This is a genomic window from Flavobacterium sp. (genome assembly GCF_046073885.1).
In the GTDB taxonomy this organism is placed as follows: domain Bacteria; phylum Bacteroidota; class Bacteroidia; order Flavobacteriales; family Flavobacteriaceae; genus Flavobacterium.
Genome location: NZ_JBJTND010000029.1, coordinates 17167 through 34752 on the forward strand (window position 1 = coordinate 17167; position 17586 = coordinate 34752).

Annotated in this window: 12 protein-coding genes; 11 read left to right on the forward strand and 1 reads right to left on the reverse strand. The window is 32.6% G+C overall.

Features of this window, described 5'->3' with window-relative positions; genetic code table 11:
• Positions 1–4 precede the first annotated feature (4 nt).
• On the forward strand, positions 5–1195 hold the full coding sequence (locus tag ACKOWY_RS04605; protein WP_408940270.1) for a M28 family peptidase: 1191 nt from the start codon (positions 5–7) through the stop codon (positions 1193–1195).
• A gap of 6 nt (positions 1196–1201) precedes the next feature.
• Here ACKOWY_RS04605 and uvrA read toward each other — a convergent pair whose 3' ends face one another.
• Positions 1202–3991, reverse strand: a complete 2790-nt coding sequence (uvrA, locus tag ACKOWY_RS04610; RefSeq protein ID WP_408940271.1) for an excinuclease ABC subunit UvrA — start codon at positions 3989–3991, stop codon at positions 1202–1204.
• A 187-nt stretch (positions 3992–4178) separates the two neighbouring features.
• On the opposite strand from uvrA, the gene ACKOWY_RS04615 reads away from it, so the two are divergent.
• The 10 genes from ACKOWY_RS04615 to ACKOWY_RS04660 all read left to right on the forward strand — a co-directional run bounded on the left by ACKOWY_RS04615 (position 4179) and on the right by ACKOWY_RS04660 (position 17448).
• The gene (locus ACKOWY_RS04615; RefSeq protein ID WP_408940272.1) at positions 4179–4724 is read left to right on the forward strand and encodes an RNA polymerase sigma factor; all 546 of its coding nucleotides are present in this window, start codon (positions 4179–4181) and stop codon (positions 4722–4724) included.
• Positions 4725–4760: 36 nt separating this feature from the next.
• Positions 4761–5048 (forward strand): hypothetical protein, encoded by a 288-nt coding sequence (locus ACKOWY_RS04620; RefSeq protein ID WP_408940273.1) that lies wholly within the window; start codon positions 4761–4763, stop codon positions 5046–5048.
• Between the two features lie 10 nt (positions 5049–5058).
• On the forward strand, positions 5059–5601 hold the full coding sequence (locus ACKOWY_RS04625; protein ID WP_408940274.1) for a Spy/CpxP family protein refolding chaperone: 543 nt from the start codon (positions 5059–5061) through the stop codon (positions 5599–5601).
• A 3-nt stretch (positions 5602–5604) separates the two neighbouring features.
• Positions 5605–6303, forward strand: coding sequence for an MbnP family protein (locus ACKOWY_RS04630; protein WP_408940275.1), 699 nt, complete (start codon positions 5605–5607; stop codon positions 6301–6303).
• A gap of 5 nt (positions 6304–6308) precedes the next feature.
• A complete protein-coding gene (locus ACKOWY_RS04635) occupies positions 6309–8027 on the forward strand; it encodes a multicopper oxidase domain-containing protein (protein ID WP_408940276.1) in 1719 nt (572 codons plus the stop codon).
• Between the two features lie 3 nt (positions 8028–8030).
• Positions 8031–8654, forward strand: a complete 624-nt coding sequence (locus tag ACKOWY_RS04640; protein WP_408940277.1) for a thioredoxin family protein — start codon at positions 8031–8033, stop codon at positions 8652–8654.
• A gap of 10 nt (positions 8655–8664) precedes the next feature.
• Entirely contained in the window at positions 8665–9702 is a 1038-nt protein-coding gene (locus tag ACKOWY_RS04645) for a cytochrome-c peroxidase (RefSeq protein ID WP_408940278.1), read from the forward strand.
• A gap of 24 nt (positions 9703–9726) precedes the next feature.
• Positions 9727–11073, forward strand: coding sequence for a YHYH protein (locus ACKOWY_RS04650; protein ID WP_408940279.1), 1347 nt, complete (start codon positions 9727–9729; stop codon positions 11071–11073).
• Positions 11074–11414: 341 nt separating this feature from the next.
• Positions 11415–14492 carry a T9SS type A sorting domain-containing protein gene (locus ACKOWY_RS04655; protein ID WP_408940280.1) on the forward strand — a complete coding sequence of 1026 codons (3078 nt, stop codon included), beginning with the start codon at positions 11415–11417 and terminating at the stop codon, positions 14490–14492.
• Positions 14493–14628: 136 nt separating this feature from the next.
• Positions 14629–17448, forward strand: coding sequence for a triple tyrosine motif-containing protein (locus ACKOWY_RS04660; RefSeq protein ID WP_408940281.1), 2820 nt, complete (start codon positions 14629–14631; stop codon positions 17446–17448).
• Positions 17449–17586 lie beyond the last annotated feature (138 nt).

Genomic DNA, 17586 nt, shown 5'->3' on the forward strand with positions numbered 1-17586 from the left:
AAATATGAAATCAAAACAAATTATATTTTTATTTTTTGGATTAATAATACTAACTAGTGGTTATAGTCAATCCTTTATTCAGGCTTATGCTAATGTAGTAAACCAATGTTCGCAAACCAATATTACGGCCAATTTAACTGAATTTGAAGCGTTAGGATTGAAACGAAGAGGAACAGCTCCGTTGCAAAACACTTTAGATTGGTTAAAAAATAAATATTTGAGTTATGGTTATACTGCTGCACAAATGCAAGAAGATTCATACACTTATTCTGGTTCAACCGCTGTATGTAAAAATTTAATTGTTACTAAAATTGGTACGCTATATCCCAATACTTATGTTATTGTATGTGGACATTATGATTCAATTGGTGGTACTGGCACCAATGATAATGGAAGCGGGACTTCGAGTATATTGGAAACGGCTCGATTATTACAAAATGTTCCTACCGATTATTCGATAAAATTCATAAACTTTAGTGGGGAAGAAGATGGTCTTTATGGAAGTCAACATTATGTAAGTTCTGTTGTAAATGCAACGAATCCAAAAATGAACATTCGATTAGTTTTTAACTTAGATGAAGTGGGTGGAGTTGCCGGAATGGTAAATAACACTATTACCTGTGAACGAGATACCAACACTAATCCTTCAACCAATAATGCAGCTTCTGCAACAATGACTAATGAGTTGATGAATTGCGTTACTTTATATTCGCCATTAAACACCTTTTTATCTTATGCCTATTCCTCTGACTATATGCCGTTTCAGAGTAATAACGAAATCATAACTGGTTTTTTTGAAACAAATGAAACGACTCACAAACACAGTCCAACAGATTTTTTAATCTATATGGATCCAGTGTATAATTATAATGTTGCAAAAGCTACTATTGGAGCAACTTTGCATTTTGCTCAAGCAAATGCTGCAGCTATGGCAGCAGATAAATTTGATGAATATGGAGTTAGTTTTTTTCCTAATCCAAGTAAGGATATTCTAAATATTAATTTAGGTTCGTTACCAGTTGCCGATTACACTTTTTCTATAATAGACATCAATGGAAAAGAAGTGTTAAATACTACTTTTAAAGCCGCTAAATTAATTGAAACAGTATCGGTTGCAACTTTGTCTAAAGGAATTTACTTAGGAATTCTACAAGCAGGAGACAATAGAATTACCAAGAAAATAGTAATTGAGTAAGTTGCTTTATAGTTTGTTTTTCAAATATTTTCCAGTAATTGAATTTTTGTTCTTAGCAACCTCCTCTGGAGTTCCTTCAGCCAATAACTGACCTCCATTTTCACCACCTTCCGGACCCAAATCAATGATCCAATCGGCACATTTTATTAAGTCGAGGTTGTGTTCAACCACCAAGATGGAATGTCCGTTTTCGATTAAGGCATCAAAAGAAGCTAATAGTTTTTTAATGTCATGAAAATGCAATCCGGTTGTTGGTTCATCAAATACAAATAAGGCTTTTTCTTTGGAAGCACCTTTAACTAAAAACGAAGCCAGTTTAATTCGCTGTGCCTCACCTCCCGATAGTGTAGAAGAAGATTGCCCTAATTGAACATATCCTAATCCAACATCTTGTAATGGTTGTAGCTTTTGTGTGATTTTTGTTTGTTTGTGCTCGTTAAAAAACAAAATGGCATCGTCAATGGTCATGGTAAGAATATCGTCGATATTTTTATCTTCAAAATTCACTTCCAAAATTTCCTTTTTGAATCGCTTTCCTCCACAAGTTTCGCAAGGCAATTCTACATCGGCCATAAAAACCATTTCCACATTAATTGAACCATCACCTTTACAAGTTTCGCAACGACCTCCATCTACATTGAAAGAAAAATGCTTCGGTTGGTATCCACGAATCTTAGATAATTTGGTTTTGGCATACAAATCTCTAATGTCATCATAGGCCTTAATATAAGTCACTGGGTTGGAACGCGAACTTCTTCCAATAGGGTTTTGATCTACATATTCAATGTGTCTAATTTTATGATAATGCCCTTGCATATCAGTGTATTGACCTGCTTTTTCACTAACTCCTTCTAGCTTTTTTTGTATGGCTGGAAATAATATTTTTTTAACCAAGGTACTTTTCCCGCTTCCAGAAACTCCCGTAATCACAGTTAGGCATTCCAATGGAAAACGAACATTAAGGTTTTGTAAATTGTTTTCTCTAGCGCCCAGAATATCAATATATGCTCCCCATTTTCTGCGATTTCTAGGGACTTTAATTTCAAGTTCTTCGTTAAGGTATTTTGCAGTTAAGGAATCCGATTTTAAGATTTCATCATAAGTTCCTTGAGCAACAAGATTTCCACCGTGTGTCCCTGCTTCCGGACCAATATCTATTATACAATCGGCTTGTCTCATGATGTCTTCATCGTGTTCAACTACAATAACCGTATTGCCTAAATCGCGCAGGTTTTTCAATACTTCTATTAATAATTCGGTGTCTTTTGGATGCAATCCAATGCTTGGCTCATCTAAAATATACATTGATCCAACCAAACTACTACCTAACGAAGTAGCAAGGTTGATGCGTTGGGATTCTCCGCCAGAAAGCGTTGCGGAATTTCTATTTAAGGTTAAATAATCCAACCCAACATTACTTAAAAATGCCAATCGGTTTTTTATTTCTACCAATAATCTTTTGGATACCAAACTATCGTATTCCGATAATTGCAAATCGTTAAAAAACGGGATTAATTTTTTTATTGATAAATCTACTAAATCCGATATGGTTTTTCCTCCCACTTGAATGTAGTTGGCTTCCACACGAAGTCGTTTTCCTTTACAAGTTGTGCATTTTGTTTTTCCGCGATACCGCGAAAGCATAACTCGGTTTTGGATTTTATAATTTTTTTCTTCCAATTCTTTGAAGAAATCATGAAGCCCTTGAAAATAGGAATTTCCATTCCAAACCAATTCTTTTTGCTCTACAGATAATTCGAAATACGGCTTATGAATAGGAAAATCAAACTTATATGCATTGTTAACTAATTCATCGCGATACCATCCCATGCTTTCACCTCGCCAAGGATAAATGGCATTTTCAAAAATAGAAAGAGCCGTATTCGGAATTACCAATTCTTCATCTATCCCAATTACATTTCCATATCCTTCGCATTTTGGACAAGCTCCATAAGGGTTGTTAAAACTAAATAAATGCACATTTGGCTCTAAAAAACTCATGCCATCCAATTCAAAATTTGAACTGAACTCGAGTCGGTTTTTGGAATCTACTTCTTGTAGAAAACAAACGCCTTTTCCTTCAAAAAAAGCAGTTTGCACCGCATCTGAAAGTCGGTTGTAAAATTCTTCTTCGTCTTTTACAACGATACGGTCTATAATTAATAGAATGTCTTTGTTATCAAGTGAATGGTTATCAATTTCATCCAATCGCACCATTTGGTTGTCAACTAAAATTCGAGCAAAACCTTGTTGCAAAAGCACCTTTAGTTTGTCTTCCAATTTTCTGCCGTTTTCTAAATGAATCGGAGCAAGTAGCAGCCAACGGCTTTCTAAATCAAACTTTTTCACTTCATTTACGACATCCTTTACGGTATCTTTTCGAACTTCTTTTCCTGAAATAGGAGAAATAGTTTTTCCAATACGAGCAAAAAGAAGTTTTAGATAATCATAAATTTCGGTTGAGGTACCTACAGTAGATCGGGCATTGGTGGTGTTCACCTTTTGTTCGATAGCAATTGCAGGAGCAATTCCTTTGATGTAATCAACTTTGGGTTTGTCTAATCTTCCAAGAAATTGTCTTGCATAAGAAGACAAGCTTTCTACATAGCGTCGTTGCCCTTCGGCATATAAAGTATCAAAAGCTAGAGATGATTTTCCAGATCCCGAAAGTCCAGTAATAACCACTAATTTATTTCTAGGAATGGCAACATCAATGTTTTTTAAATTGTGTATGCCAGCTCCTTTAATGATAATATTTTTCTTTGGATCTAGGATGGAAACATCTTTTGGAATCATGATAAAAAATGAATTTTTGCAAAGGTACTAATTTATCAAATGAGTTTACGAGTTGAACAAATCACAAATTTAATTAACACAAAAAATAGTATCTTTGATAATCTACTTTGCGCAAGTTTTATTAAAAACAGGTCTCTAAATAGAAAATAATTCTTTGAAAGAAAAGCAACTCATCTTAGGCCTTAAAATGAACGACGAAAAGGCGTTCGGATTATTGGTGGAATTATTTTCCCAAAAAGTGTACAATACGTGTATTGGAATGCTTCAAAATATGGAGGATGCACAAGATGTTACTCAAGAAATATTTATTGCCATTCATTTAAATTGTAGGGAATTTAAAGAAGAAGCATCACTTTCTACTTGGATATATAGAATTTCGGTGAATAAATGTTTGGAATTTATTCGAAAGAAAAACAGAAAAAAACGCTCAGGAATTTTTAAATCTATTTTTACATCAACTGGTGAAATTGAAATGAACAACCATTCTGATTTTATTCATCCCGGAATACAATTAGAAAATAAAGAGCTCGGTATTGTATTGTTTAAAGCCATTAATTTATTGCCAGAACAACAGAAAACAGCTTTTATTTTACATAAATTAGAACAAGTAAGTTACAATGAAATTGCCGAAATTATGGAGCTTTCTCTTTCGGCAGTTGAGTCGTTGCTGTTTAGAGCAAAACAAAATTTAAGAAAACATTTGTCTGTTTATTATGAAGAAAATGAAAAATGAGCGCAAGTTTTTCTAAAAAATAATCTCTATAAAAATATGAAAACAAAAGAAAATTGGATTGAATGCACTTTGAACTCGTTGGAGACGGTCCAGCCAGTTAGTATTTCATTTGATTTGAAGGAAAAAATAAAGAAGAGTATTCACGAAAATGCTGAATCAAAAATGAGTTCTACTCAAATTTGGTTGGTAGCAGCTTCGGTAGTTCTACTTTTAAGTATCAATTTAGTTACTATGAATTACTATTCTAAAGACCTAAATAAAACAATTTCAACCGAAGAAAAGAATATAGTATATCAAGAATATTTTACCAATATCAACGAATAAATACGTAATTATGGGCAATACAAAACTTTTAAAATTAATTGTACTGATCTTACTTTTAGTAAATACGGCTACAATTAGTTTTTTATGGATTACTAAACCACCAAGGCCAAATAAGCAAGATAATGCCAAGGAATTTCTATCAAATGAATTGTCATTTGATGTTAAGCAACAAGAACAATTAGAGAATTTACGGACTAATTTTGTTGAAAATCGAGAAGAATTAAGAAAAGAGATAAATGATAAAACGGATGCTTATTTTGCATTGCTTCAAAATCCAAAAATAGATTCGGCAACGGTAAAAAAAGCAGCTAAAGAAATTATTGCAATTAAAGAAAAAGAAGAACTAGCTGTTTTTTATCATTTTCAAAAAGTAAGAGCTTTGTGTACCGATAACCAAAAGCAAAAATTTGATAAAATAATAATGGAAGCAGCTCGAATGATGGGACCAAATCAACGAGAAGGTCATGGTCCACCACCAAGATGTGAAAGACACGATCCGCCACCACCACCAAGTAGCATGGATATACAATGTTCTCCACCACCAAGGAAGTAATTTATGAAAAAGGTATTCGTAGGGGTTTTTATTATTGCAATTACATGTCTTTCTTTTCAGGTAAAAAAGAATAAGAAAGATTTTACATTTTTCATTCATTTAAATTTTCAAAACAAACCTTTGGTATTGAATGATAGAAAATACATTACAATTAATAAAGATACCGTAATCATTACCAAATTGAAGTTTTATCTTTCTAATATTATTTTAGAAATGGAAGACGGAACCCAGTATAAAGAAAGTTCCAGTGTGCATTTGGTGGATGCGGAAAATTTAAGTTCACTTGAATTCAAATTAAAAAAGGTACCCGATTTAAAAATAAATAAAATTAGTTTTAATGTTGGTGTGGATAGTTTGAATAGTGTTTCTGAGAAGTTTGATGGTGATTTAGATCCTTCCAAAGGAATGTATTGGGCGTGGAATACGGGTTATGTAAATATGAAATTGGAGGGTAAAAGTTCCAGTTGTACAAATGCCAAGAAAGAATTTCAGTTTCATATTGGGGGTTATTTGACAAAGCAAAATGCAATTCAAAAGATAGAATTTGTTTTATCAGAAAAACAAAATAAAAGCATCACTGTAGAGTTGAGTAATTGGTTGGATGCCATTTCTTTAAAAGAAACAAAATCCATAATGATACCAGGAGAAAAAGCTATTAAAATGGCTCAATTATATAAAAACATGTTTCAAATTAAACAATAATACCTATGAAAAAGAACTTACAATTGTTTTCAATCTTGCTTTTTATGAGCATGGCTATTCAGGCGCAATACAATACCATGCCAATGCCAGAAGCTTTGTATGGAACTGATTTCAATTTGAATATTCACGAAAGTACCAAGCAATTGGTTACCGGAAATCAAACAATAACGGGAGCGATAAATAATGAGAATTTTTGGGGTCCTACATTATTTATTAATAAAGGAGATTTGGTTCATATGAATGTTACCAATAATTTAAATGAATCAACTACTTTGCACTGGCATGGTATGCACTTGCCTTCTGTAATGGATGGTGGTCCGCATCAAGTAATTCCTGCTGGAACACTTTGGCAACCGTATTGGACCGTTATGAATCAGGCATCTACTTTATGGTATCATCCTCATTTACATACTACAACTCAGGCGCAAATGACAAAAGGAATAGGTGGTTTTATTATTGTTAAAGATCCTCAGGAAGCCGCTTTGGCTTTGCCTAGAACCTATGGAGTAGATGATATTGTATTGGCATTAACGAGTAGAAGTTATAATGCTACTACCAATACTTTTGTAAGTTCCACTCGAGTTTATGGTGATTACATGTTGTCTAATGGAACTCCGAATGCGCAAATAAGTTTGCCAAAACAGTATGTTAGAATACGCATTTTAAATGCCGAAATAGAAAGAGGTTATAATTTAGGATTCAGTGATAATAGAACTTTCTATATCATAGGTAACGACGGCGGATTATTGAATGCTCCTGTAGCAGTGACAAGAGTGAAACTTATGGTAGGGGAGCGTGTAGAAATTATGGTAAATCTTGGTGGTGATGCAGTAGGATCGAGTATTGATTTAAAAGCGTATAATTCGGGGCAAGCTTTTGGTTTTCCGGGTGGAGAGCCAAATACTTCTGGCGATTTTGGAAGTTTATTAAATAACATAGATTTTAATGTATTGCATATTAATGTGGCTGCAACTACCACAGCTACGACACCAATTACCTCAGTTCCATCTACATTGGCTACTAATACTTATTGGACAGCAACAGATGCAAATGTAACGAGAGCAATTGCCGTGACTAATGGCAATCCTGGTCCAGCAAGTGTGCCGTTTAATTTTGATAATGTATCGTATTCGTTAACCATGACTCCCAAAGTGGTTAATTTAGATGATGTAGAAAAATGGACGATTACAAATAGTAATGTGTTTGGGCATTCTTTCCATTTGCATGATGTTGAGTTTAAAATTGTGGCTCGAAACGGAGTTGCAACTGCAGTAGGAAGCCACGAAAGCGGGTGGAAGGATACTTTTTATTTGCCAAAAAGTGAGTCGGTAACATTTGTGGCTAAATTTAATGATTTTGCAGATTCAGATGTGAACCATCCTTATATGTACCATTGTCATTTTGGAGGTCATGAAGACGGCGGAATGATGGGACAATTTATTGTTACAGGGACCATGGGAACCAATCAAAATGCAACCAATACTAATTTTAGTTTGTATCCAAATCCAGCCAATGACCGATTATATGTAAATTTAAAAGATTCTGAAACCGAAATATATTACGTTACAATTTCAACAATTACAGGAAGGGTGGTTATGATGTTACCACAGCCCGAATGGCAAAACGGAATTGATATTTCTTCTTTGGAAGCCGGTGTATATACTTTTCAAATGATGGATAAGCAATCTAAGAGTACCACCACTAAAAAATTCATAAAAAAATAATTTATGAAAAAGTTATCTGTAGCTTTATTTGTATTATTAATATTGGTATTTTCAAGCTATACAATAATAGAAAAGGAGAAAACAATCTCTAATTTCAAATTAAAAAGCGCTACAAATAACCAATGGGTTTCCTTATCGGAATACAAAGAAGCAAAAGGATTTGTGGTTGTTTTTACCTGTAATAAGTGTCCGATGGCGAAGTTTTATTCTAAAAGGCTGAATCAAATGGATATGAAATATAAGAAGATGGGCGTACCTGTATTAGCTATTAATTCTATGGATACATTGGCTTATGCCGAGGAATCTTTCAAATTAATGCAGAAAAAAGCAAAGAAAGACCAATTTTCATTCCCTTATTTGCAAGATAAAAAACAACGTATTGCAAAAGAGTTTAAAGCTACACATACACCTCAAGCTTTTGTGATTTGGAAAAATGAAGTTGGAAAATTAGTTGTTAAATACCAAGGTGCGATAGACGATAATGCCGGCGAACCAGAAAAAATCAAGCATCATTTTTTAACAGATGCATTGGATGAATTACTTCAAAATAAAGTTGTAACAACTCCTAAATCAGAATCATTTGGATGCCGAATTTACTTTAGAGGCGAAGAACAAAAAATGGATTAAATAATAATAATTGAAAAGGAAAAGAACATATAGTATCCTCATCGTATTATTAGCATGTAGTTTTTTGTCTTTAAAAAAGGCACAGAACGAAGCTGTTTACGAGGATTTTTTTGTTCCTAAAGGTTGGCCCAAACCAGTTTATAATTTTAAAGACACTAAACTGACTCAGGAAGGTTTTGAATTGGGTAGAAAGCTATTTTATGATCCAATACTTTCAAAAGACAGTACCATATCGTGTTCTAGTTGTCATTCTCAATACACCGGATTTGCTCATACAGATCATGCGGTAAGTCACGGAATTGAAGGTAGAATCGGAACTCGAAATGCGTTACCCTTAATGAATTTGGCTTGGGTAGAAAAATTCCATTGGGATGGAGGAGTGCTGGGTTTGAATTCACAGCCCATAAATCCAATTACAAATTCACTCGAAATGGATAATACCATGGCAAATGCCTTATTAAGTTTGAATCATTCAAAAAAATACCAAAGGTTGTTTTACAAAGTGTTTGGGGATAGTGTGATTACCACCAATAACTTACTTAAATCGATTGCTCAATTTACGGTATCACTTCAAAGCTATAACTCTAAATACGACAAAGTAATGCGTCATGAAAAAGGGGCGTTTTTTACAGAGCAAGAGCAAAACGGACATCAATTATTTAAAAGAAATTGTGAATCATGCCATAAAGAACCACTGCTCACAAATGAAGGATTTGCAGATAATGGTTTGCCGTTAGATAAAGATTATAGCGATTATGGAAGAGTGGCAATAACTCAAAATCCGAAGGATAGTTTTAATTTTAGAGTGCCCACATTACGGAATATTGAATTTACATACCCGTATATGCACGATGGAAGATTTATGAAATTGAGGGACGTTATTAATTTTTATACAGATGGTAAGGCCAATAGAAAAACCTTGGCTAGAGAATTACAAAAACCAATAGTATTATCTGAAAACGAAAAGAAAGATCTTATTGCTTTTTTATTAACTTTAACCGATAAAGAATTTTTATTTAATCCAAAATATAATTATCCAAAAGAATAAATCATTAGTAACCAATTATTTATTATGAAAAACAAATTATTATTTATTTTAGTTGTACTTGCTGCAAGCAATGCATTGTTTGCTCAAACCAACCCTATAATTACCGGTTGGCTAAGAAATACAACCGGAATTACGGGAAGACATTATGTTGCAGGAAATTCTACACCTATTGTAGATACACCATTAGCAAATGTTCAAACAGTGCAGTATTCTGCAAGTTCGGTTTATGTTTCTACAAATGGTATTCCAGCTTATATTACGGGTCCTTTTCAAGATGGAAATCCATCCTTAGCAACAAGTCAGAATGGTATTTTTAAATTTCCATTAACTCCAACACCAAATACCAGTACACCAACTTCAACTACGGGAGGTAATATTGGGCTTTTTATTAATGGTGTTGCACTTTTTGATTATAGAGATGGTGTTTCTTGGAAAAACTCAACAAGTTCTTTGTGTGGTGGGCCAATTCAGCCTCCTTGTACAGGTGATGGAGTTTGGAATAGAGATGCGGTTGTTGCAGAAAAAGCAGGATTTGATTGCTCTAAAGCACATCCGGCAATGGGGAATTACCACCACCATCAAAATCCAAGTGCATTTAACACCGATTTAAGTGTGATATCTAATGTTTGTTCATTGTATCCTTCAGATGGTTTGTATACCATTGATGTTAATCAACATTCTCCGTTAATTGGTTTTGCATATGATGGGTATCCAATTTATGGAGCTTATGCTTATGCAAATGTAAATGGTACGGGAGGAATTGTACGAATGAAATCTGGTTTTCAATTGCGCAACATTACCACCAGAACCACCTTATATACTGGTGCAACCGTAACTGCTGGACCAGCCGTGAGTACTACTTATCCTCTTGGTTATTTTAAAGAAGATTACGAGTTTGTTTCTCATCCCAATGATGCTAGTTATTTGGATATCCATAACGGAAGATTTTGTGTAACACCTGAATATCCAAACGGAATCTATTGTTACTTTGCCACAGTTGATGCCAATCATAATTCAGCGTATCCTTATGTAGTAGGTCCAACTTTTTATGGAGTGAAAACAGCAGCCAAAGTAACCTCAATTACAGAAGCAACTACAACATTAAGTACAGAAACTAATAATTTTGATATAATAAACACTACCGTTTTTCCTAATCCAGCAAAAGACTTTTTTGCAGTTCAGGTGCCAATGGCTGTTCAAGATATGAAAGTTGAACTTATTGATACTTTAGGAAAAGTTATTCAAACTCAAATACTGTATCAAGGAAGTACCATGTGTTATTTTGATGTACAAACTTTATATTCTGGAGTTTATTTTATTAGAATAGCTGATGATAAATCGAATACTACAACAAAAGTAATTATTGAATAAAGCTGTATCTATTTAATCATAATTCAATTAGATATTCATATTGAACCTACTAGGAGTGTTTTTTGTAAATAGAATAAAATAGAAGGTTACTATTTAATTACGAAATCGTAATAGTAAAACACAACATTACCACAACATTTGTAATTAATACGATTCTAAAAATAATTAAATTATAATTAAATTAGTATTTAAAACTCCTGTAAATTAATGATTTAAATAGATTTTTTATATTTTTTACAATTAATTAATTTGTATAGTTTTTATATAGTTTAAGATTTAATATGAAATTACAATTGAAATGAAATTTATGTAAATTTGAAAAATAACTAATACCAATACCTATGAAAAAAATTACATTATTAATTTCCTTGATGTTCACATTATTGGGAATTGCACAACCAACAACTAATGCACCTACACCAGCACAAAACGCTGCGAATGTAATTTCGGTGTATAGTGATGCCTACTCAACTAATGTAGGAACGAATTACAATCCTAATTGGGGACAATCAGGATCTGTAAATACAACTTTCAGCCCAACAGGTTCCGGAAGTAACTATGCAATGGCATATACCAACTTCAATTATCAAGGTACTGAAACAAGTACTCAAAATGCTTCTTCAATGGAGTACATTCACATTGATGTTTGGACTGCAAATGCAACTGTTTTAAAATTCTCTCCAATTAACAATGGAACAGGCGCTACTGAATTTTTAGTAGATGTTCCTTTAGTTACAAGTGGATGGAGTAGCGTAGATTTACCTAAGAGTGCTTTTGTAGGTATGACTTGGGATTCAATTTTCCAATTGAAATTTGATGGACAAGCAGGTGTTTCTCCTTCTACTATTTACTTAGATAATATTTATTTTTGGAAAACAGCTTCACAGCCTTTATCGGCACCAAATACAAATGCACCAACCCCAAACCATGCATCAGCAGATGTAATTTCGGTTTATAGTGATGCGTATACTACTAATATAGGAACTAATTACAACCCTTTTTGGGGTCAATCAGGATCTGTAAATACCACATACAGCCCAACGGGTTCAGGAAGTAATTATGCAATGGCATACACTAATTTCAATTATCAAGGTACTGAAACAAGTACTCAAAATGCTTCAACAATGGATTTTATTCATATTGATGTTTGGACTGCAAATGCTACAGTTTTGAAATTTTCTCCGATTAACAACGGTACAGGAGCAACTGAGTATCTTGTAAATGTTCCTTTAGTAACAGGAGGATGGAGTAGCGTTGATTTACCTAAGAGTGCTTTTGTGGGAATGACTTGGGATTCAATTTTCCAAATGAAATTTGATGGTCAAGCAGGAGTTTCTCCTTCTACAATCTACTTAGATAATATCTATTTCTGGAAAACAGCTGCACAGCCATTAACGGCTCCAAATACAAATGCACCAACACCTACGCATGCTTCAGCAGATGTAATTTCGGTTTATAGTGATTATTATACCACTAATGTTGGAACGAATTACAATCCTTTTTGGGGACAATCAGGATCTGTGAATACTACTTACAGCCCAATGGGATCTGGAAGTAATTATGCAATGGCATACACTAACTTCAATTATCAAGGTACTGAAACAAGTACTCAAAATGCTTCTTCAATGGAGTACATTCACATGGATGTTTGGACGGCTAATGCTACAGTGTTGAAATTTTCTCCAATTAATAATGGTACAGGAGCAACTGAATATCTTGTAAATGTTCCTTTAGTAACAGGAGGATGGAGTAGTGTTGATTTACCAAAAAGTGCTTTTGTAGGTATGACTTGGGATTCAATTTTCCAAATGAAATTTGATGGTCAAGCAGGAGTTTCTCCTTCAGATATTTATTTAGATAACATCTATTTTTGGAAAACAGCTTCGCAGACTTTAACTGCACCAAATACAAATGCACCAACACCAACGCATGCTACAGCAGATGTGATTTCATTATATAGCGATGCATATACAAACGTTGTTACTGATTACAACCCTAATTGGGGACAAACAGGATCTGTAAATACTACATTTGATCCAACAGGAGCAGGTAATAACTTTGCAATGGCTTACACTAATTTCAATTATCAAGGTACCTATTTGAACCAAACAAATGCTTCAAATATGGAATATTTACATATTGATATCTGGACTGCAAATGCTACCTCTGTTAAAATTTCACCTATTAATAATGGAACTGGAGTACCAGAATATCTAGTTAATATTCCTCTAGTAAATGCTGGTTGGAGTAGTGTTGATTTACCAAAAAGTGATTTCGTAGGTATGACTTGGGATTCAGTATTCCAATTAAAATTAGACGGTCAATCAGGTGTTTCTCCATCTACTATTTATTTAGATAATATTTATTTCTGGAAAACAGCTTCTCCTACAGGAACTCCTACAATTGGAAACTTTATTGTTCCAGCTAAAAATACTGGAGACGCTCCATTTACTTTAACTGATCCAACAAGTAACAGTACAGGTGCATTCTCTTACACAAGTAGCAACTTAGCTGTTGCAACTATTTCTGGAAATGTTGTAACTGTGGTTGGTCCTGGAGTATCTGTAATTACAGCAACTCAAGCTGCTGCTGCTCCATATATTTCTGGAAGTGTTACTGCAAATTTAGTGGTTACTGAAGTACCAATGGTTGCTGCACCAACACCTCCTGCAAGAAACTCTTGGGATGTTATTTCTTTATTTAGTAATGCCTATACAGATATTACAATTAATGATTGGGCTGCTGGTTTAGGATGGGGAGGATTAGCTCCAATTACAGATCTTCAAATTGCTGGAAATGATACTAAGAAAATTGCTTTTGGTAATTTTATAGGTGTAGATTTTGGTGCAGGTCATCATATTGATGCAACTAACATGACTGATTTCCATATGGATTTCTGGATTCCTAGTGCAACCGATTTAGTAGGTAAAGTATTAAATCCTAAATTCTCTGCTTGGACTTCAGATACATCTGGAGAGACATCTAGTTTCTTGTTAACTTATTTGCCTTCAGTTAAAGGTACATGGGTTTCAATTGATGCACCTATTTCAACATTCACATCTGGAAATAGTAATCCAAACATTAGAAATAATGTAGCACAGTTTTTAATTTCATCTAATTTAGGTGCAGTTTATGTAGATAACATTTATTTATATAGAGCTGCAACAATGACTACAGACACTTTTAATACATCAAATGTTAGATTGTATCCTAACCCAACTTCAACAAGTTTAACTATTGAAGCGAAAGATGCTATCGAAAGTATTGCGATTTACAATGTTTTAGGTCAAGAGGTTATGAGTAAAAACCCAATGTCTAATTCGATGACAATGGATGTTTCCAATCTTCAAAACGGACTATACTTTGTAAATAGTACAATAGAAGGTAAAACTTCAACTACAAAATTTATTAAAAATTAAGTTAAATAAGTTAAGTTAAGTTTTTTATTATTAAAAGCACGTTATTTATAACGTGCTTTTTTTTTGTTTTATAACCGTGATATTTATCAATATTGTTTATCTTTAGTGCTGATAAAATTTTAATTTTAAACAAATAATGCCCAAAATATTTTGTTTTAGAATAGTATCCTTTTTTATTTTAGTGTTTTCAATAAATGGAATTTCTCAAGAATTACCACCAATTGTGAAATTTAATCCGGTTACCTATAACGCTGGAAACCAAAACTGGATGGTAACTCAAGATAAGAACCACCTACTTTATTTTGCAAACAACGAAGGATTGCTAGAGTATAATGGAACTAATTGGTCTTTATATAAATCTCCTAACGAAACAATCATTCGATCTGTAAAAGCCATTGATGATTTAATTTATACAGGGAGTTATATGGAGTTTGGGTATTGGAAAAGGATGACCAACGGTAGGCTTGTTTATAATTCTTTAAGTAAGAACATCAAGAATAAAATTATAGATGATGAACAGTTTTGGAATATTCTAAATATTGATAAGTGGGTTATTTTTCAATCTTTAAATCGAATTTATATTTACGATACCGAGACAAAGAAATTTAAAATAATTACTCCTAAAAATAGTATTACCAAAGCTTTTAAAACTGATAATGCAATTTATTTTCAAGTAATTAATGAAGGGCTTTTTGAGATTGAAAACGGACAAAGTAAATTGGTTTCGAATGATGTAGCTCTTAAGAATTATAAAATTGTAAATGTATTTCAAGATGGTAATGGTTTAATTATTCATACGCAAACAAATGGTTTTTATAGATTAAATGAAAACATTGTTTCTGGATATAGTATTGCTGCCAATTCAGAATTAAGTGGAACGAGTATTTATAGTAGTTGTCAATTAAACAATGGAAATTTTGCTATTGGTACTATTTCGGATGGTATTTATATAGTTTCTCGCTTCGGAAAAATTGATTACCATATTTCACAAACCAACGGATTAAGTAATAATACTGTTCTCTCTTTATTTGAAGATCAAGACAAGAATCTCTGGATTGGTTTGGATAACGGAATCAACTGCATTAATTTACAATCACCAATCAAAAGTTTTTTAGATGAATCGGGTAAATTAGGAACCGTTTATGCTTCAATTTTATATCAAGGAAAGTTGTATGTAGGAACCAATCAGGGGTTGTTTTATAAGCAAAATAACAGCTTCGACACTTTTCAGTTTATAAGCGGCACCAAGGGTCAGGTTTGGTCTTTGTATATTTACCAAGGAACTCTTTTTTGCGGACATGATTCGGGGACTTTTATTGTTTCTAATACTTCTGCAAAGTGTATTTTTAATCAATCAGGAACTTGGAAATTTCAATCCGTAGCCAATAAAAATATATTGCTACAAGGAAACTATTATGGGATTTCAGTTTTAGAAAAGATAAACAATCAATGGTCATTTAAAAATAAAATATCCGGATTTGATTATTCATCTAAATATTTTGAGTTAAACTCAAAAAACGTAATATATGTAAGCCACGAATATAAAGGTATCTTCAAATTTAAAGCTCATGACAACTATACAAAAGCTGGAAACATAGTAAGGTTGGAAGCACCAAAAAAAGGAAAAAATGCTAGTTTAATTAAATACAACAACACTATTTATTACGCTTATAAGGAGGGGGTTTTTAAATTAAACGAAAATAAAAATGTCTTTGAAAAAGATACACAATTAAGTAAAATTTTCACAAATGATGAGTTTACCTCTGGTAAAATGATTGTGGATCAATCCAATAAAATATGGTTTTTTTCTAAGCATTATATCTATTATTTCTATAGAAATAAATTCAACTATGAATTAAAACAAAACTCAATTCCGATTCCATCAAAGTTTACCAATGCATTAACGGGTTATGAAAACATCACACAACTTAATGATTTTTGTTATTTGATAGGAACAACAGATGGTTACAATACGATAAATATCAATGACCTTAGTTTTAAAAATAATAAAGTTTTTATATCCTCAATTAGTGTAAATTCTCTAAACAATAAAGCAAGTTATATTTCAATAAGTAATGAAGGAGAATTAAAGCATGACGAAAATAATATTTCAATAAATTTTTCAGTAGCTCAGTTCAATAAATATATTGCTGCGGAATACCAATATAAATTAGAAGGTTTTCAAGATAATTGGAGCCAATGGAGTAATAAATCAGCTGTGAGTTTTAAAAACTTATCTCCAGGTGATTACAAATTTGTGGTTCGATCTAAAATTGCAAATACCAATCTTGAAAATACAGCAGTGTATAATTTTACAATATTGAAGCCTTGGTATTTAACTAATTTAGCGCTTTTCATTTATTTAATAGGATTAATTTATTTGGCTTATTGGATTAATAAAAGATATCAAGATTATTACCATCAACAAAGAGCTAAATTGATAGAAGAGAACAATTTGTTGCTTGAGATCAAAGAATTGGAAAATGAGCAGCAATTAATGAAATTGCGTAACGATCAGCTTTCAATGGATGTTGATGCAAAAAATAAAGAATTGGCTGTTTCTACCATGAGCTTAATTAAGAAAGATGAACTTTTGTCATTGATTAAAGAAGATTTAAAGAAAACCACTGATGAGGAAAATAAAAATACCAGTATTAAATCGGTGATTTCAAAAATATCTAAAAACATCAGTAATGAAGATACTTGGAATGTATTTAAAGAAGCTTTTGATACTGTTGATAAAGACTTTTTGAAGAAACTAAAAAGCTTACATCCTGCATTAACACCAAATGACTTGAGACTTTGTGCTTACTTGAGATTAAATTTATCCTCTAAAGAAATAGCTCCATTACTAAATATTTCTGTAAGAAGTGTAGAGATAAAACGATATCGTTTGCGTAAAAAAATGAATTTGAGTCACGAAAACGGTTTAGCGGAATATATATTGTCTGTCTAATTTTAATTATACAACTAATTTTACCTATACAATAGCACAACAAATTATTCTATTTTCCGCATATTATTTTCTGTTATTTTAAAACAATTTACATTTAATTTATTGATTGTCATTATATTATGTTCTAATATTGATAAC